This window comes from Enterobacillus tribolii (assembly GCF_003363015.1).
In the GTDB taxonomy this organism is placed as follows: domain Bacteria; phylum Pseudomonadota; class Gammaproteobacteria; order Enterobacterales; family Enterobacteriaceae; genus Enterobacillus; species Enterobacillus tribolii.
The window spans coordinates 1-19,931 of sequence record NZ_QRAP01000020.1 but is presented as its reverse complement, the minus strand read 5'-3'; the positions used below and the strand labels follow the sequence as shown (position 1 = coordinate 19,931).

Sequence of the window (19,931 nt, the reverse complement as noted above, 5' to 3'; positions counted from 1 at the left end):
CTGGTTGGCGGCACCATCAGCATCTACGACAACGGCGCCCTGATCGGCACCGCCATCGTGGACAGCAAAGGCGCGTGGGAATTCACCCCGGGCACTGCGCTGAAGGACGGCAACCATAACTTCACCGCCACCGTGACCGACGGCGTGGGACGCGTCAGCGATCCGACCGGCGGGTACGATATCGTTATCGACAACACCGCACCGGATGCAGCGACCGGCCTGGTGATCACCGACGACGTGGGCGACAAGCAGGGCCCGCTGACGTCCGGCGACACCACCGACGACAACACCCCGACCTTCAGTGGCAAGGCGGAGCCGGGCAGCACGGTCAACATTATCGATAACGGTAAGGTGATCGGCTCGACGCAGGTGGATAGTAAGGGCGACTGGAGCTGGACGCCGGATACGGCGCTGGATAACGGCGCGCACGACTTCACCACCACGGTAACCGACCCGGCGGGCAACACCGGACCGGAAGGCGAGCACGTGAATGTGGTGGTTGACGTGGTTCCCGGCCAGGTGGCGATCACCAGCGTGATTGACGACGTGGGTGATATCACCGGCGGCATCGCCAAAGGCGGCGTCACCGACGATACCCGTCCGGAAATCACCGGTACGGCGAAGGCGGGCAGCGTTGTCACCATCAAGGATGGCAGCAACGTGCTGGGCAGCACCACGGCCGACTCTCTGGGTAACTGGAGCTTCACGCCGACCGTTGACCTGGGCAAGGGCGCGCACACCATTACCGCGGTAGCGAAGGATCCGATGGGCAACGAGTCCAGCAGCAGCTGGAACTTCACCATCGACACCGATGCGCCGGCCAAGCCGTCTATCGACTCGGCCTATGATGACGTGGGTGCTAAGCAAGGTCCGCTGAAGTCCGGCGACGTCAGCGATGACCCGACGCCGACCCTGAGCGGCAAGGCGGAAGCAGGCAGCATCGTGAAGATCTACGATCAGAACGGGCTGATTGGCTCCGTCACGGCGAAAGACGACGGTACCTGGAGCTACACGCCGGAAGCGAAGCTGGGCGAAGGCAGCCACCAGTTCTATGTCAAGTCCATCGACAAGGCGGGCAACGCCAGCGTTCCGTCCGATAACTTCGAACTGACGCTCGACTTCACGCCGCCGGATGCCAGCAAGCTGGTCATCACCGACGTGATCGACGATGTGGGCGCGGTAACCGGTTCTGTCGGTAACGGCAAAGAAACCGACGATACCCGTCCGTTGATCAAGGGGACCGGCGCCGAAGCCGGCAACGTGATCACCGTATATGACGGCGACACCGTTCTGGGCAGCACCACCGTAGACTCCGAAGGCAACTGGGAACTCCAGGTGACCAAGGATCTGTCGGGCGGTACGCATACCCTGACGGCGAAGGAATCCGATTCGGCGGGCAACGTGTCCACCTCCGGTGACTACGTCATTAAGGTTATCACCGATGTGCCGAGCGAACCGGTACTGAGCACTGTAGAAGATGACGTTGAACCGCATACCGGCCCGCTGCAGAAGGGCGATATGACCAACGACAATCAGCTGTTGCTGACGGGTTCTGCGGATGCTGGCGTAACGGTACGTATCTACGGCGGCGCTGATGGTAAGACCCTGCTGGGGACTGCCGAAGCGGATGAAAATGGTCTGTGGAACTTTACGACCCCGACTCTGGAAGACGGTACGCATAAGTTCGTCGTTGATGCCATCAACAGCATCGGCCAGATCAGCTCTGCAACCGGCGGATATCCGGTCACGGTCGACACCAAGGCGCCTGGCGCGGTAACGGACTTCACCGTCACCGACGACGTCGGCGACTACAAAGGGCCGCTGAAGTCCGGCGATGCCACCGACGACAGCACGCCGACCATCAGCGGTAAAGCGGAACCGAACAGCAAAGTTCACGTTTACGTGAACGGTGTGGAAGACGGTACCGTGATGGCTGATGAAAACGGTAACTGGACGTATACCACGAAGGAACTGCCGGCGGATGGTGAGTACAAGTTCACCGCACGTGCCGAAGATGCGGCGGGCAACCTGGGTGCGGAAAACGCGGGTATTACGGTAACGTTGGATCAAAGCGTCACGCCGACCAACATCACCAACATGATCGATGACCAGGGCAGCATCACCGGCGACATCAAGCCGAATGATGTTACTGATGACGCCCGTCCGGAAATCGTCGGTACGGCGAAGGCCGGCAGCGTTGTCACCATCAAGGATGGCGATAATGTACTGGGCAGCACTACGGCTAACGCCGAAGGTAAGTGGAGCTTCACGCCGTCGGTTGCACTGAGCGACGGTAAGCACAGCATCACCGCCATCGCGAAGACGCCGACCGGTGCGGAAGAGCCTTCAGGCGCCTATGTGATCGAAGTTGACACCAAGGCACCGAACCGTCCGAGCATCGACTACGCGGAAGATCAGGTAGGCGCCGTTCAGGACAACCTGAATACCGGCAGCCTGACCGACGATCCGCAGCCGATCCTGCACGGTACGGCGGAAGCCAACAGCACCGTCACTATCTACATGGCGGACGGCACCAAGCTGGGCCAGGTCACCGCGGACAGCAACGGCGCCTGGAACTTCAAACCGTCAAGCGGTTTGCCGGAAGGTAAGAACACCTTCTACGTCACGGCAACGGATAAAGCCGGTAACATCAGCGATAAGTCTGCGGACTTCATCCTGACGACCGACTACACCGCGCCGGATGCCAGCAAAGTGGCGATTACTGACGTGATCGACAACTACGGCAGCGTAACCGGCTCGATCGGCAAAGGTGGCGTGCTGGATGATACCCGTCCGGTTATCAAGGGAACCGGTGCTGAAGTGGGCAACACCATTACGGTGTACACCACGGATGAAAACGGCGTCCGTAAGGTATTGGGCACCACGACCGTAGATGAAAACGGTAACTGGACGCTGACGCCGTCGGAATCGCTGTATGTCGGTTCGAACAAGCTGACCGTAGAGGAAAGCGATAAAGCAGGCAACAAGGCGAAACCGAGCGACAGCTACGATGTCACGCTGACCACGGCACCGGGCGCACCGATAATTGACGGCGCTACCGATGACACGGGTCCGTCGAATGTTGAAGTGAGCAACGGCGGTCTGACCAAGGACACCACGCCGACGCTGCACGGTACTGCGTCTGGCGCAGCCGGCGACATCGTTAAGATTTACAACGGTACGGAACTTATCGGCAGCACCACGCTGGATTCCGCAGGTAAGTGGAGCTTTACACCGTCCAAACCGCTGGCTGACAACACCTATGACTTTACTGTCACGGTGACCAACAGCTCCGGTCAGGAAAGTGATGAAAGCCAGGCTTACACCGTTGAGATCGACGGCACGGCGCCGGCTCCGGCAACTGACGTCAAGATTATCGACGATGTCAACCCGATCACCGGCGAACTGAAGTCCGGCGATGTGACCGACGACAATAAGCCGACCTTCAGTGGTAAGGCTGAAGCCGGCAGCACGGTCAATATCCTGGACAACGGGGTCATTATTGGTTCCGCGAAGACGGGCAGCGACGGTAAGTGGGAATGGACGCCGGAGAATGCACTGGATGACGGTCAGCACAAGTTCAGCACGACAGTGACTGACGCGGCCGGCAACACCAGCGCACCGACGGATGACGTTAACATCACCGTTGATACGCAGGCGCCGGAAATCGTTCTGTCCATCGACGGCTACTATGACGACGTGGGCACCAACACCGGCCTGATCCTGGGCAGCGGCACCAGCACCGACGATACCTCGCCGATACTGAAAGGCAGCTGGACCGGCGAACTGCTGGCGACGGAAAGCATCCGGATTTACCAGGATGGCGTTCTGCTCGGTACGGCAACGCTGGATCGCGGTCACCAGACCTGGACGCTGGCCATCACCGGTCTTGAAAACACCAAGACCTACAAGTTTACCGCTGCGGCGATTGATGCGGCCGGTAACGAGACGGGCCAGACGTCGGAATTCCTGTTGACCATCGACCAGGATCCGCCGACCCAGACCGTTACGATCACCAGCTACACCGATGATGTCGGCCTGGTGACCGGCAATATGGGCAACAATACGTCTACCGATGACCGTCAGCCGGTGCTGAACGGTGAAATCAAAGGCAATCCGCTGGATGAAGGGGATGAGGTTCGTATTTACGATACCGGTACCGGCCAGATGCTGGGCACCGCAACCGTGAGTGCAGGCAATTCCTGGAGCTTCAAGCTGCCGGCCCTGAATGACGATACGACCTATTCGTTCCGGGCGGTCGTTGCGGATAAAGCCGGTAACGAAGGTACGCCTTCAGGTAACTTTGTTATCACCATCGATCTGAACGTCGTGGTTAACACCCAGGATACCCTGGATACCACGCCGATCGTGTCGGGTTACACCGGCTTCGAGATTCAGGAAGGCGAGTACGTCGTGGTGACGATTAACGGTCAAAGCTACAGCTCGCAGAATGGCGATGTTGTTGTCGACCCGCGTAACAACACCTGGTACGTGCAGATTCCGGATGATAAGGCATTGAGCGTAGGTACTTATGACGTTCAGGCAGTGCTTTACTCTAAGGACGGCGTGAAGATCACCACCGATGACACGCTCAACGAGCTGAAGGTTTCCGCGACGCCTCAGGTAACGGTAGGCGCCGGCGGCGGCGACCCGAACCAGAAAGCAACGGCGGTAACGCTGAGCGAGGATGGTGTATGGCGTATCCATACCAACCAGAGCATGCTGGATTCGACGGCGACGTCTTCGTCTTCGTTGGGTGATTTCTCGACGACCAAGCTGGTGAGTAACAGTGGTACCGGTTATGCCGCGAACAACTATGTACAGAACGCCACATTCGTCGACTACAACCGTGATGGATTGATGGACCTGTTCACCGTCGACAGTAACTACGACGACGGTCAGCAGATGTTCTACTACAACGGTTCAATCTACAAGGGCTACCAGGTCGGGGCATTTACCAACGCGCCTCAGACCGGTGAGTTTGCGGGTAACGCGAACACCGATAACAGTGCGAACACCTGGAGCTGGTACGGCGGCATCATCGCCATCGACAAAGACGGCGACGGCTACGTCGATATCATCAACGGCGACCAGACGCCGAACGACAGCGCCATCCGTGGCGGCTACGGTTCGCAGATCGTACTGAACAACGACGGTACGGTAGCCGGTATGACGAAGGACGGTACGTTCGCGACCGACTATGCGAGTAACGCCGCCCATCGTCCGATTGGCCTGGATCAGTCGCAGCCGGATATGGAACTGTCGGGCGTCGACCTCAACAACGATGGTATCGTTGACTTTGTTATGCACAGTCAGAACATCGTTGCGGACGGTTCCCGTATCGAAGTTGACGGCAAGGTGTCGATCAGTACCAACCAGTCCCGGCTGGTCGTGGTCAGCGGCAACAACAAAGGAAGCTGGGACGTTTCCCAGATCGTGGATAACGTCTTCCAGCGCGGCTCCGACGATGACCCGGGTATCGGTAACGGCGTAGCCATGACCTGGGCTGACTTCAACGGCGACGGTTACATGGACCTGTTCCTTGGCAGGGGCAGCGCCAGTACCACTGCGGCGACGGCAGCAGGCAACTCCGCCGGGGAACACGCCAGCCGGATCTACTTCAACGACGGTACCGGCAAGCTGGTATACGACGATCCGAATAATGACGGCATCGGCAACCCGACTGCAGCGGGCATGTACACCTTTAACGATAATTTGGCCGGCGGTGCGTCTATCGCACTTGACTGGAACCACGACGGTAAGATCGACGTGATCGAACTGCCTGGTATGTCGGCAGGCGTCGGTGGCCTTAACGCAGCCTCTGCAACCGGGCCGGTTAACCTGTATACCAATACGTCGGTTAACGGTACGACGAGCTTCAACACGTCCAACATGCTGACGCAGGTTGGTAAGTCGACGCTCGGCGGCTCGACGACGGCGGTGCAGGTAACCGGTGGTATCGCAGTCGATGTTGACTGGGACGGCGACCGTGACCTGCTGGTGTTCACCACCAACGGTGTTACCACTTATATCGAGAACAAGAATCAGGTTGAGTACGGTACTGCGATTCACCTGCGTATTCTCGACGGCGAAGGCATCAACTCTCTGTACGGCAACACGGTACAGCTGATTGATGAAGCAACCGGTAAGGTGGTCGCGACGCAGATGATTAACCCGCAGTCCGGTAACCAGACCAACGACAGCTCCGCACTTGTGGACTTCTACGGCCTGGATGCCAGCAAGACGTACAGCGCGGTGGTCCTGCGTTCAAGCGGCGGCGAAGTGGCTAACGTCGGCGGTGTTGCGACGGCAGGCACCAATGCGGTGCAGATCGTCAACAGTTCCTGGGGCGGACTGAAGGCGGGAGCGGCAAACAGCGCTTACGTCCTGACGGCTGAGTCGGAAACTAACGTGGCGAACGCCAGCACCAACGGCGGCACCAATAAGTCGGGTATTGTGGGTACCGGTTATAACGATACCTTCTTCGCTACCCTGGGCAACGATATCTACAACGGCGGCGGTGGTACTGAAACCGTCTCCGGCGTGAAGTCCTGGAGCAACACCGGCGGCCTGGACATCGTTGACTATAAACTGGCGGGCAATGCCGCTCTGACAATCGACCTGAGCAAAACGGGTATGCAGAGCACCGGCTTCGGTAGCGCGCAGTTCGTGAACATCGAAGGGATTGCCGGCGGTGGCGGAAACGACACCTTCACCGGTAACGCGGCCAACAACTACTTTGAAGGCCGTGGTGGCAACGATACCTTCTATCTCGACAACGATAAGAAGGGCGGTGGCCAGGATACCCTGATGTACAAGGTACAGAAAGGCATGGAGCGTGACGGCGCCGGTGGCAACGGCCATGACACCGCACACGGCTTCTTCATCGGTACCGTGGAAGCGACGAAGGGCGCAGACATCATAGACGTCAGCGACCTGCTGATCGGCTATATGGCTGACGCGGACGGCGCTGCCCACTACATCAACGGTGTGGCGACGATCGATGCCAACGATCCGATTACTCAGTATCTGTCCGTAGCCTATAACGGCAAGGACACCATCCTGAGCATCGACCGTGACGGCAGCGGTTCGGGTTACAGCTCAACTGAACTGTTGACCCTGGTTGACACCGAAGTTGACCTGGCGACGTTGCTGGCTAACCACCAGATCGTCCTGGCTGCAGAAGGCGCGTCCAGAAGCGCGAACTTCAGCACCCTGAGCGAAGGCATGACGGCCAACCTGTGGACCGGCATCACTTCGGTGGGTGAGCAGCTGGAGAACGTGACGGCGCTGGTCGGCACCAGCGGCAACGACATCATTACGGATAACTCCGCAGACAACATTCTGGAAGGCGGAGCCGGTAATGACACCTTCTACCTGATGAACGGCGGTAACGACGTTCTGATGTACAAGGTGCTGGAAGGTATGGAAAGCGACGCTACCGGCGGTAACGGTCATGACACGGTTCACGGCTTCACCGTGGGCGATGTGATGAAACATGGCGACGCTGACCTGATCAACCTGAGTGACCTGTTGGATTACAGCGGTTCTATCTCCTTCTCCGAGAAAGACGGGAAGCTGGAACTGGATGATGCATCCAAGGGCCTGATGGATTACCTGAAGGTAGACGTTGTCGGCAACGACACGGTGATCAGCATCGACCGCGACGGTCAGGGCGGACAACACAGCTTCACCTCGGTTGTCACACTGGCTGATGTACAGACCGATCTGGTCACGCTGTTGCAGAACAACCAGATCACGATTTAACCCAGTAACCCCGCCATCTGCGGATGGCGGGCTACTCTCCCACGGCGGCGACGCGGCGGAAGGGTGGGATTAACGGAGTTTTATTATCTGGTTCCGGATTTGCGCCCGTAACGGGCGCAACTCTGGCAAACATAATCGTCATTTACGGATGAATAACTGGGTGAATCTGGGAGTTAAAGATGAAAGCAACCCGTCAAACATTTAAACATATCAGGCTGGCGCTGTGTGTTGCGGTGGGGCTAAGCGCCTTCGCCGCCCAGGCAGAGCCGGAATTTTTACAAGAAAATGCGCTAAGCAGCCAGTCCGCCACCCGCGGCGGAGCGGCTACCGTGCCGTACAGTCCGGTCGCTACCGTCGTGCCGGCCATGGCGCAGGTGGTAATGTACTATCCCGAAGGGCGTGAACCCGCAGCGGTGTATGTAGACCGTGAGCTGCAGTCCGCGCTGCTGCCGGGTGAGTTCACCGTGTTCTGCGTGGCGCCGGGCGTCCATACGATTGAGTCGTACTTCAACGATCAGCCGTTGTATCAGGGCAAGCAGAACCCGCATCAGCAGCTGAGCACCGGCGGCGGGCAGACCTACTTCGTGCAGGTCAACGCCGGCAGCACCGGCACCACTGCGGCGCTGGCGGATCGCGGCCTCGCGGAGTCCAAACTGGCGTCGCTGTATAAGCATCAGCGTATCGTCAACCGCGCCTCTCAGGTGCAAGCCTGCGAGTATGTCAACGGCGGCGGTGACGTGCTGCTGCGTGAAAGCGTGCTGTTCCGTTTCGGCAAGGGCAACCAGGCCGGTATTCTGCCGGAGTCACGTTCCAAAGTGGAAAGCGTGATGAAGTTCGTCGGGCAGGCGAATCGGATCAGTGAATTCCAGATTCTGGGATACACCGATGCAATCGGCAGCCGCGAGGCTAACCAGAAGCTGTCGGAAGCGCGTGCCAATACGGTGAAAGGCATGTTGATGAACAAAGGGATTAACCCGGAGATGATCAATAACACCTCTGGCCTGGGCGTAGCGCCGAGCGCGGAAGGCTGCAGCACCAAAGCCAGCCAGCAGTCCGCTCCCTGTAACGTCGAGAGTCGTCGTGTAGATATTCTCGTCAGGGGTAACTGATAACCTGGCCCTGTAAATAAAAAAACGGATCACTTTATGGTGATCCGTATTTTTATCTCATTTGAGCGACATCAATTTATTAATGCTTTTTTCTTTTTTTATTATTCCACCGAATTAAAAAAGAAAAAAACATTCTTATTTGCGGGAATATTCCTGTGGAACGCTATTCGTATTTTTTCATTATCGCATCATGGAGGAGTTATGCTTAGTTTAAAAGGCATCAAGCGTATTGTTGTGTTGGGAGGAGGTACTGCGGGTTGGTATACGGCGCTGTCACTGCGGAAAATCTTCAGCGATAACGTAGAAATTCGCGTGGTGGAATCGACTGAACTGGGTATCGTTGGCGTGGGCGAAGGTGGTCTGCTGAATTTCCAGAGCGCATTGCGGTCGATTGATATCGACCTGAATGAGTTTGTCCGGGAAACCAACGCGACGTTTAAGTGGGGGTTCTGCTACGAAGGGTGGCGTACCGGTGAGAAAGACGACAAATATTACCATCCTTTCGCTTCGTCGACCGGCGCAGCGTCGCAGTGGGAAAACCTGGGCCATTATCCCCTGTTCTCCGCCATGATAAATCACAGCATTCCACTGACCTCTTATCTCAGAGGGTTTGATCTGATCGTTAATAACGCCAGCCAGGCAGAGGCTGCACTGGCCCTGAGCAGCCAGAGCGTGGATATCATCAACTCATTCCACTTTGATAGCTATAAGATCGCAAAATATTTCAAGAAAGTGGCGCTGGAGCGCAACATCATCCATCAGGATGTCATCGTTGAACATGTGGAAACCGATGAACGCGGGCACGTCACCGCGCTGATTACGCAGGAAAATGAAAAGATTGAGCTGGATTTCCTGGTCGATGCCACGGGCCTGGCGCGTAAAGTGATCGATAAAGTGGTGCCCAGCGAGTGGTTCTCTTTTAAAGATCATCTGCTGTTGGACAGAGCGATTCCGTTCTACATGCCGCACCCGCTGGAAAACCCCTATCTGGTCAGCCGTGCTATTGCCATGAAGTCCGGCTGGATGTGGCAAATTCCGCTGCAAAACCGGGTCGGCGCGGGCTATGTGTATAGCAGCAAACACATTTCTGACGAAGACGCGTTACAGGAAATTAAAGACTATCTGGGTTTTGATATTGAGCCTCAGCAGAATGTGATTAAATTCGAACCGGGATGCTACCGCCAGATTTGGGTGAAGAACGTGCTGACGGTCGGCCTGGCGTCCGGTTTCGTAGAACCGCTGGAAGCGACGTCCATCGGTCAGATGATTGAAACGGTGCGTAATTTCATCCGTATTCTGGTTACCAGCCAGGGCGTGGTGTCGGATAATGCGGTGCGCGAGTTTAACGAATCCAACTTTACGTCGTGGATGGAAATTCTGGATTTCCTGCGTATGCATTACGACTGCCCGCGTCGCGATACCGAGTTCTGGCAGGACGTTGCCAAAACACCGCTGACCGAAAACTACCGCGCCTTTAAAGAATGTATGCAGGCCCGGGCGCCGCGCCTGATGGACGTGGAAAGCTACCTGCTCTACGGTCGCCGCGGGATGTTCCATATTGTGAACTGGATGTTCGTGGCGGTCGGATTGGGATTGATACCGCATACCGCGGTTGTCGGCGACCTGATGGCTCTGCCGCCGGAAAGTAAGCAGAGGGCGCAAAACTTCCTCGATTCGCTCAAGAAAGATTGATCTGGTCATCAATGATCAACCCCCGTTTATCGGGGGTTTTTATTTTATTCAGTGCAAAACGTCATACATCATAGAAAATGAAAAAACACACAGCGCCAATGAGGCCGTACGAAATATCAGTACCGGCGAAGATTTTTTGCGACCGTGTGCGCCCGGGTAAAACAGGCTGCCGAGCAGGCACCATAAAAGAGAAACCGGTATCAGTACCGCGACAAATGCGGACATTACCGGAATACAGGCACTGAGCCGGGTAAAGGTGCCGGCGGGAAGAATATAGGAAGCAAATAAAAATGCTTTGGGATTCACGAGGGTAGTGATGAAAACGTTTTTCAGCGTTATGTTCGGTTTGGCGGCGACAGCGCCGTTGAATGTCCAGACTTTCAATGCCAGGTATATAACGTAAATCGCGGCGATGATTTTCAGCGCCGGCGCGAGCCATGTATAGCTGGCCGCCAGCTGTAACAAGGCATATCCCCAGCAGCCGATCGCCAGTAAATAGCCACATACTTCGGCAGCGATAAGCCGCAGCGTTTTGTGAAGCCCTGTGGCCGCGCCGGAGGAGAAAAGCAATGTGTTCGTCGGTCCGGGAATGATCAGAATAAGCCCTGACATTGCGGCAATATGGAAGTACTCACTTAATGTAAGCATAGCATTATTCTTCAGAAAGAATTGATAAAGGGTTCTGTTTAGAATTCGGGTTGTGCAGACTGGTTAATCAGATGTTATTTATTTTAAGAAATATCTGTCAACTCATTGTTTTTTATCCTGATGGTGTTTGGCTAATTTATTAATGACATCTTTATTTTATTGTCAGAATAGCGTGTTGCTTCTTTTGGGTCATTGAGGCTTTCCTTGTTTTTTCCTTATTCTTGATGGAGGAGAATCATCTGTTACGTTCTTTTCACCCTTCCTTTCTGAATCTTAATATGTATATATTTATGATCCGTTCATGATTAATTAAAGGCAGAGGTGAATAAGTCTGTTAGCTGTCTAAAGTATACTTCTGCTGAATGATTTATTTATTTTATCATGATATATCATCATGTTTTCTTAAAAGAGCGCTGCAATAGAATTCTTCCTATCTCATTTTTCTAATCATGCATAATCTCGTTATGTTGTTAATTTATTGATATTTATAATTATTTTTTGATAATTATCCTCGTTCGTTGCTGGGTGAACGACGATGCAAGCGCTTTTTCTCATACTTTTTCTATATATTTGTTATCATTTATTTCAGCGGCAATTAAATTTTTTGGTGATTCATCTTATTCGCTATTTTAGGTGTTTTAATCCTACTTTTTCTTATTTTTATTGTATTAAATAAGTGTATTCCTATGTCAATTCCTCATATTAATTAAGTACATTATGCTATGATAATTGCAAAGGAAGGCATGCTCTGAAGCGCATTGCCATAAGGATTTGTAAGCCAGTCAGGGAACGATGATGAACGTACAGCCAACGGCTCAGGTTTCTTCGCATCAACATTTTGAAAATGTAGAAGATCACGGAAAAGACTCGCTCCTGTGGGGAGTTGAGTGGCTCTGTACCCACCATAATAAATTGGTTAGTAAGGAAGTTTTGTATTCTGGTTTGCCGCGTAGCGAAAGGCTCGATCCTGAGACTGCGTTGCAGATGATGGATCAGGTTGGTATTTCCGCCGGTTGGGTAAAACGCGACCTGAATAAGCTCTCCTCCTATCTCTTTCCCCTGATGATTGCCCGTAATGACGGCAGCTATTGCATCGTTGCGTCGCGCAAGGGCAAACGCGGGCAATATCAGTATCAGATCGTGGTGCCGGAAAGCGGCGGCGCCGTTTTGGTCGACGAAGCTGAACTGAAGGAAAGCTACGGCGGCTATGCGATGGTCGCGACGCCGAAGCCGAAGCTGGATGCGCGCGGAGACGATCAGTTGCTGCCGGAAGCGAGGGGAGAAGGCCACTGGCTGTTTTCTACGCTGTGGCGCTACCGCCACTATTTTTACAGCGCGGCGCTGGCGGCGTTGCTGGCAAACGTCCTGACGCTGGCGACCACCTTCTTTACCATGAACGTGTATGACCGCGTTATTCCCACGCAGGCTTACGTCACGCTGTGGTCACTGGCGACCGGCGTGCTGATTGCCGTGGTGTTTGAGTTCACCAGCCGGCAGGTACGTGCCTATCTGATCGACGTGGCGGGCAAAAAGGCTGACCTTGTGTTGGGCGCGAAGCTTTTCCGTCAGGTGATGTCGATGCGGATGGAAAACAAACCGCAGTCGTCCGGGACATTTGCCAACCAACTGCGTGACTTTGAATCGGTGCGTGATTTCGTCACCTCTGCAACGCTGGCGACGCTGTCCGACCTGCCGTTCTGTCTGTTGTTCATGTTCATCATTTATATGATCGGCGGTTCGCTGGCGATTGTTCCCATCACGGCGATTCCGATTATTTTGATCGTCAGTATCCTGATCCAGTGGCCGCTGGGCCGCTACATGGAAGAGAACATCCGTGAAATTTCGCTCAAGCAAGGCTTGCTGATTGAAAGTATTGAAGGGCTGGAAGCGCTGAAGGCCGCACGCGGCGAAGGCGTGATGCAAAAGCGCTGGGACGACTTCAGCGCGCTGGCCGCGGCGTCGTCGATGAAGACCCGCTATCTTTCCATGCTGACGTCTAACTTTGTGACGTTCATTCAGCAAGTTACCACCGTGTGTATCGTGGTGTACGGCGTGTATCTGATCCATGCCGGCGATCTGACCATGGGGTCCATGATCGGTGTGGTGATCCTCTCCAGCCGTTCGCTGGCGCCGCTGGCCTCGGTGGTGGGGCTGGCGCTGCGTTATCAGCACGCCAAAACGGCGCTGAAGTCGCTTAACCAACTGATGGAAATGCCGACAGAGCGCGACGCCAATATTACGTACCTGCCGACGCCGAAGTTTTCGGGAAATATGCGCCTGAAGAAGGTGGGGTTCTCTTACCCGGTGCCGGGCATGATGGTGCCGCCGCGCATTCTGGACAATATCAATATCTCCATCCAGGCCGGTGAACGCATCGCTATTTTGGGCAAAATCGGCAGCGGTAAGTCTACCCTTTTGCGCCTGATGGCCCGTCTCTATATGCAGGGCAGCGGTCAGATCTTCATCGACGGCGTGGACGCCACGCAGGTCGATCCGGCCGACTGGCGTGCCGCTGTCGGGTACGTGGGCCAGGATTGCCGCCTGTTTTACGGCACGCTGCGTCACAACGTTATCATCGGCAACCCCAGCGTCAGTACGGAAGAGTTTTTGCGCGTGGCGCGCCTGACGGGGCTGGATCGCATTGCGGCCAAGCATCCGCTGGGCTTTGACATGCCGATCGGCGAGATGGGCAACGGGCTGTCCGGCGGGCAGAAGCAGCTGGTTGCGCTGGCGCGCTGCCTGTTGCTGCGGCCGAAGATTTTGTTGATGGACGAGCCGACCAGCTCGATGGACGCCATGACCGAAACCCTGTTCCTCCGCCGTTTGCAGGAGGCGACGCAGGGCCAGACGCTGGTTATCGTCACCCACCGTATGTCGGTGCTGAGCCTGGTTGATCGTTTGATCGTACTGGAGGACGGACACGTGGTGAAAGACGGTCCCAAGGACCAGGTGATCGCCAGCCTGAACGCCAACGGCCAGAAGAAAAGCCAGCCGCAGGTTCAGGTCCAGGTTAAGAAAAATGAGCAGTAACGGGTTATTACGCGCATCAGTAGCGGAAAGAAGGTAGGAATGATGGACAAGGATGAAGTGAACGGTAGCGCATCAAAGGATACGGCGAAACAACCCGTTGCGGCGCCGTCCCCTGAGCTTAAAAAAATTGGCGCAGCGCCGTCCGGAAAAGGACAACCGCAGCAGGAGCAGAAAGAAAAAGCCACCGGCGAAGTCACGCCGGATGACCTGAAGTTCATGCACGATTTGCAGGGCGCGCTGATTGCCCAGAAAACGCCGTTCAGCATGATCATGCTCTACATTATTGCGTTGATCGTGGTGGTGGCGCTGGTTTGGGCGAATTTTGCGCGCGTGGAAGAGATCACCCGCGGCGACGGCAAGGTGATCCCCGCCAGTCGTGAGCAGGTGATTCAGAGCCTGGAAGGCGGGATCCTGGAAGAGCTGAACGTGCACGAAGGGGATGTGGTCGAGAAAGGGCAGGTATTGCTGAAGATCGACCCGACCCGCGCCGGCGCCAGCTATGGTGAATCGCTGTCGAAGGTGCAGGGTCTCAAGGGCAGCATCGCACGTCTGCGGGCGGAAGCTTACGATACGCCGCTGACGTTCCCGCCCGATATCGCCAAAATCACTTCAATTGTGCATGACGAAACGCAGGCTTATAACGCGCGGCTGAAAACGCTCAATGAGAGCGTGGAAGCGCTGCGGCGCAGCCTGGCGCTGGCGCAGAATGAAGTCAGTCTGTCAGAACCGCTGGCGCGTAAGGGGCTGATGTCCGATGTGGAAATCCTGCGTCTGAAGCGTCAGGCGAACGAATTTCGTCTGCAAATAGCCGAGCGTACCAACCGCTTCCGCTCCGATGCCAACAGCGAGCTGAACCGTCTGGAGTCTGAGCTGGCCCAGGCCGAAGAGATTCTGCGCGGCCGTCAGGACGTCATGGATCGTACCACGGTGGTGGCGCCGGTGCGCGGCACGGTCAACAATATCCGGGTGACTACGCGCGGCGGGGTTATCCAGCAGGGCGCTGAGATCATGACGATCATCCCGCTGGAGGACAATCTGCTGGTTGAGGCCAAAATCAAGCCTTCCGACGTGGCGTTCATTCACCCCGGCTTGCCGGCCACGGTGAAAATTACCGCGTATGACTACGCGATTTACGGCGGCTTAACCGGCGTGGTGGAGCACCTCAGCTCCGACACCCTGATCGACGAAGAGAAAGCCCGCATGGGACGCGGTGATTCGACCTATTACCGGGTGTACGTGCGTACCGATCAGGCCGAGCTGCACGTGAAGGACAAAGTATTTCCGATTATGCCAGGGATGGTGGCTAACGTTGAAATCAGAACCGGGGAAAAGACGATCCTGTCTTATATCCTCAAGCCGGTGCTGAAAGCGCGTGAAGCATTCAGGGAGAGATAAGATCATGGCCCGCAAACGTAAAGAACGCCGTTGGGCGAAGGTGGCGACAGCGGTAGCACTCTGCCTGCCCTGTTCCTCTTTTGTCGCTTTCGTTGATGCTAACGACGCGGGTGTGAATGAGTTGGCGCAGTTGCTGGCGGACTCTTCGCATTCCGCGCCCGGCGGATCCGGTTATAGCGGTGAAAGCGGGGCGGCATTGCTGGATGCGCTGACGTCGCAGGCGCCGGCGCGTAGCGCTGCGAATACTGCGCCGGTGGCCGCGTCGCCGTCGTCGTCCGGGAGTCTGTTTTCTTCCGGCAGCACGCCGGCGGGGCCCCGTCCGGTTGCGACGGAAACGCGCCCGGCGCCGGTGTCATCGGGTTCATCGTTGATTTCTTCCGCGCCGGTGAGCACGAATGTGCAGCCGGTGGTGGTGGAAACGCGCCCGGCGCCGGTGTCATCGGGTTCATCGTTGATTTCTTCCGCGCCGGTGAGCGCGAATGTGCAGCCGGTGGTGGTGGAAACGCGCCCGGCGTCGGTGTCATCGGGTTCATCGTTGGTTTCTTCCGCGCCGGTGAGCACGAACGTGCAGCCGGTGGTGGTGGAAACGCGCCCGGCGCCGACTTCTGCGCCTTCCGGTTCCTTCTTTACTTCCGGTAGTCAGCGCAGTACGGGCGTTGCTTCGGCGCCGTCCGCGGCGCCGGAAGTGAAAACGCTGACGCCGGGAGCAGAAGGGCGCGCCATCGTGACAACTACCGCATCGTCATCTTCCGTGCGGCCGGTGAATGCGAACGTCAATACCGCGCAGCAAACGGTAGTGACGCCGCCTCCGGCTTCCACCGTGAAACCGGCAGAAGCGCCGGCGACCTCCGGCAATATAGCTTCCCTGCCGTCAATGCAAACACAGACGCAGTATATGAATTCGCCGAGAACCGCCCCGGCGGAGAACCGGGCGGCGGACGCTTCAGCTTCCGGCAGCCAACGCGCTGCGACAACGGTGAACGAAGACTATGCTCGCGTCAGCGCGCCGGATACGTCGTCGTCTGTAAGCGCGTCCGGCGCGGCACGGCTGGACCGCGACGCGCTCAGGCTGCAAAGCGCATCATCGCCTGCGAGCCCGCAGGAAACGACGGGGAATAAGGCGGCGCTGAAGAAAAACTATGATTTCTTCCCGCCCGTTACCGAGTATTACAAGCCCGATCCGACCTACGATAAAGTTCGCTGGCAGGGTGAGTCGCCGGAGGGCGGCGAGCGCCGCAGCGTGAAGGGAGATATGTCCCGTCAGGCGTTCGGCGCCCGCAGCAGCAGCCCTTCGCGCGCCTTCCTGCGCAGTATGGTCGCCAGAGCGCTGGCGTACAGCCCGGAAATGCGCGTCGCCACGGCAGAGGTGCTGGCCGCGGAGTACAACATCGATCAGGCCAAAGGCCAGCGTTGGCCGCAGGTCAAATTAGGCGTGTCATCGCCGTTTACCTCGGTCGGCGGTGACAGTTCAACGTCGCGTAACAACAAACATATCAACGACACCAGCGGTTCGGTTTCTGTTTCCACGCCGATTTTCGACTGGGGGCGGATCAGTAACCAGGTAGACAACGCGGAAGAAACGGCGAAAGCCAGCCGTTATTCGAAAGATTACTCCCGTGAGCAGATGGCTTACACCACCATCTCCGAGCTGATGAACCTCAGCCGTTATCAGCAGAGCCGGGTGGTGGCGAAGGCGTACGTTGACCGGATGAAAGAGCTGGTCGATATGTTGTCGCAAATCACTCAGGCCGACCCCGGTCGCGCCAGTGAACTGGTTCAGGCGCGGGCGAAGCTGATGTCGGCGCAGGCAAGCCTGGACAACATCGAGCATCAGTTGAGTACCAGCCGCATTAAGCTGGTGCGTCTGCTGGGCGTGGAGCCGAAGCTGCCGGAAGACATCACCTGGCGCGACACCGTGATCCCGGCGTCCACGGCGATTTCTTCGCTGGATAAGAACCCGATGATGCTGAACCTTCAGGCGCGGGTGCGGGCGGCGGAGCATGAGGCGAACAGCATCAAATCGTCCAGCCTGCCCCAGGTGAACTGGGTTATCTCCAAGAGCACCGCCAAAGACAGCAATGGGGATGAAAGCGGCTGGTACACCGGGCTGAACGTGGAGTGGAACGCCTTTAGCGGCGGTTCGCAGAGCGCAGCGCAAATGTCGGCGCGGGCCAAGGCCAACGCGGCTCAGCAGCAGTATGAAGTGTCTTACCGCGATCTTGAATACCAGATTAATAACCAGGTTCAGATCCGTGATTCCTCATTCCTGCGTGCGGACGATTACGATCGCCTCTCATCGGAAACCGACCGGGTTCGGCAAATGTTTTATGACCAGTGGTATCACCTTGGTAAACGTACTCTGCTGGATGTGTTAACGGCGGAGAATGACCACTTTAACAACCAACTTTCCGCTATTAACAACCGTTACGACGGATATATCTCCAACATCAACGTGATTTCCAGCGCGGCGATGTTGCTGAGTTGGGTTGGCATCGCGCCGGAGTAACAAGCGGGATGAGTGACGATTGACGGACGGCGGGGAACGGATGTTCTGGGGCGTTTTCCCCGCTCCGGCCAGGATAAGGGATTATCATGATAAAGAAAATCTATGTAACAACGGAGGATGAGTACCTGTTAGACGGGATTCATGCCGTTTTGAAGCAGGGTGGATTTGACGTATCCGTTGAAGTCATCCGCTTGCCGTTGAGCGAACTGAAAAATGAACTGGAAATGAAGAATGCCCTGGCGACGCTGAGGCTGGATGAACTGAATGCGTATTCGCGCGAGCGGCTGTTCGTCGTGGATAAGAACATCCGCGAGCTGCTGTGCTCGTTTGCCATCGCGAAAAATGTGCTGATGGTGCAGGACAACCTGTCCTGCCAGGACTTCATGGACGTGCTGGCGCAGGGCGAGGAAAGCCACGTGCTGGCGCGCCAGGCGGAAGGCCACTATTTTCTGACCCCCGGCGAGAAGAAGGTGTGCCATTATCTGGCGCTGCAGCTGCGTCAGGGGGCGATAGCCACGATGATGGGGGTTTCGACGCAGACGGTCAGCCAATATAAGAAAAACGCCATGCGTAAGCTTCAATGCGATACTAACGTAGAATTTATTAATAAAATTCAGGTGCTTTACTACTTTTAGTCCAGCCCAAAATGCCCGTCGGCGGAGAACCTGCCGAGGGGCATTGTGTTGATGACGGTGGATGTCCCTTCTTCGGTCCCCCCCGGAATTTATTTCACGCAAATAGTTTTTCCTGTTATCAATTAGGCGAATTTTACTTCAATGGAAAACCCCGGGTTATCTGATTGATGATGTTTTCCTCAATTAGCTTTGCTCTTTATTTACTCAATAGTGGTATTTTATTAATAGGAAAATAGCCCGCAATAATCATCCTTATCTGTGAGACTCTTCTTATGCTGAGAGGTTTTCTGCGTAATATCAGACTTTATAAGCATTATTCAGACATTAGGGGGATTTCTGTACACTGTAAAATAACTTATATTCTGGATAGCGATGATAACATGTGATGTACGCGATGAAGTATCACCTGCGACAGGGCGTTGCAGGGAGAAAGGAGCGAACCAGGGATAAGGTGCGGCAACAGGTTCGTTCCGTTTTGCGGATTGTAAGGATATCAGATGGATATGAATGCAGCCGTACCGGCCGGCGGTGTGATGAAGCTGGCCAGAATGCTGTCGGTTTTGCTGCTGCTGATCGGCAGTTATTTTATGATAATGCGCCCGGAGTCGGCGTTCAGCGCGCTGTGCGCTACGTTGGCAAGCCTGGCCATTATTGGCGTCGTCGCCTTGCTCATGCAGATAAGGTGGCGAACGATTGAACGCACGGAAGGGGCGAGATATTTCAGAACCGCGCTGGGTTGTATGATCCTGCTATTGGTGGAATATTCCGCACTGATGTTTTTTTATATTACCAGACCATGATGGCGGTGGATGCGCCTTTGTTCTTAAGCGTGCCTGATGGCATGAGATTTCGGAGGCGCGTGGTGATCATAGGGAAGTGAAAACAAGGGTAAAAAAGTACGTTTTTCGATATTTACGAAGCAACTGTTCCGCGCGAAATCTTGTTATTTTTTACAGGAGCAGTGGTATTTTATCGTTGTTTTCTGGAAACATCCCGTCATAATAATGCTCTTCTTAGAGCAAGGATGTCTTTATGACGCGGAAAGGAATTTATTTCCTGACATGGTTTTCTCTGGGCAGTCTGTGTTCCTTTGAGGGATGGGCAGCTCCGCTGAGTCCTTCAGACCGTGACACAATACAGCAACAGCAG

The 19,931-nt window shown here is 55.7% G+C and carries 9 protein-coding genes; 8 read left to right on the top strand and 1 reads right to left on the bottom strand.

Annotation, left to right across the window (positions count from 1 at the left end):
- The 3 genes from C8D90_RS21630 to C8D90_RS21620 form a co-directional block, all read left to right on the top strand.
- Positions 1 to 7,767, top strand: a 7,767-nt coding sequence (locus C8D90_RS21630) for an Ig-like domain-containing protein (RefSeq protein ID WP_115460530.1), incomplete at its 5' end; no start/stop codon positions are given.
- 179 nt (positions 7,768 to 7,946) lie between these two features.
- Positions 7,947 to 8,876, top strand: a complete 930-nt coding sequence (locus C8D90_RS22410; RefSeq protein ID WP_115460529.1) for an OmpA family protein — start codon at positions 7,947 to 7,949, stop codon at positions 8,874 to 8,876.
- Between the two features lie 201 nt (positions 8,877 to 9,077).
- Positions 9,078 to 10,568 (top strand): tryptophan halogenase family protein, encoded by a 1,491-nt coding sequence (locus C8D90_RS21620; protein ID WP_115460532.1) that lies wholly within the window; start codon positions 9,078 to 9,080, stop codon positions 10,566 to 10,568.
- Between the two features lie 48 nt (positions 10,569 to 10,616).
- On the opposite strand, the gene C8D90_RS21615 is transcribed toward C8D90_RS21620, so the two are convergent.
- Positions 10,617 to 11,216: a LysE family translocator gene (locus tag C8D90_RS21615; protein ID WP_147291395.1), complete on the bottom strand. Its 600-nt coding sequence runs from the start codon at positions 11,214 to 11,216 to the stop codon at positions 10,617 to 10,619.
- 792 nt (positions 11,217 to 12,008) lie between these two features.
- Here C8D90_RS21615 and C8D90_RS21610 point away from each other — a divergent pair.
- The 5 genes from C8D90_RS21610 (at position 12,009) to C8D90_RS21590 (ending at position 19,582) form a co-directional block, all read left to right on the top strand.
- The gene (locus C8D90_RS21610; protein WP_115460527.1) at positions 12,009 to 14,246 is read left to right on the top strand and encodes a type I secretion system permease/ATPase; all 2,238 of its coding nucleotides are present in this window, start codon (positions 12,009 to 12,011) and stop codon (positions 14,244 to 14,246) included.
- Positions 14,247 to 14,462: 216 nt separating this feature from the next.
- A complete protein-coding gene (locus C8D90_RS21605; protein WP_376744968.1) occupies positions 14,463 to 15,641 on the top strand; it encodes an HlyD family type I secretion periplasmic adaptor subunit in 1,179 nt (392 codons plus the stop codon).
- Between the two features lie 4 nt (positions 15,642 to 15,645).
- Positions 15,646 to 18,147, top strand: coding sequence for a TolC family protein (locus C8D90_RS21600; RefSeq protein ID WP_230473081.1), 2,502 nt, complete (start codon positions 15,646 to 15,648; stop codon positions 18,145 to 18,147).
- Positions 18,148 to 18,233: 86 nt separating this feature from the next.
- Positions 18,234 to 18,782 (top strand): helix-turn-helix transcriptional regulator, encoded by a 549-nt coding sequence (locus tag C8D90_RS21595; protein ID WP_115460525.1) that lies wholly within the window; start codon positions 18,234 to 18,236, stop codon positions 18,780 to 18,782.
- Positions 18,783 to 19,279: 497 nt separating this feature from the next.
- The gene (locus C8D90_RS21590) at positions 19,280 to 19,582 is read left to right on the top strand and encodes a hypothetical protein (RefSeq protein ID WP_115460524.1); all 303 of its coding nucleotides are present in this window, start codon (positions 19,280 to 19,282) and stop codon (positions 19,580 to 19,582) included.
- The last annotated feature ends 349 nt before the right edge of the window (positions 19,583 to 19,931 follow it).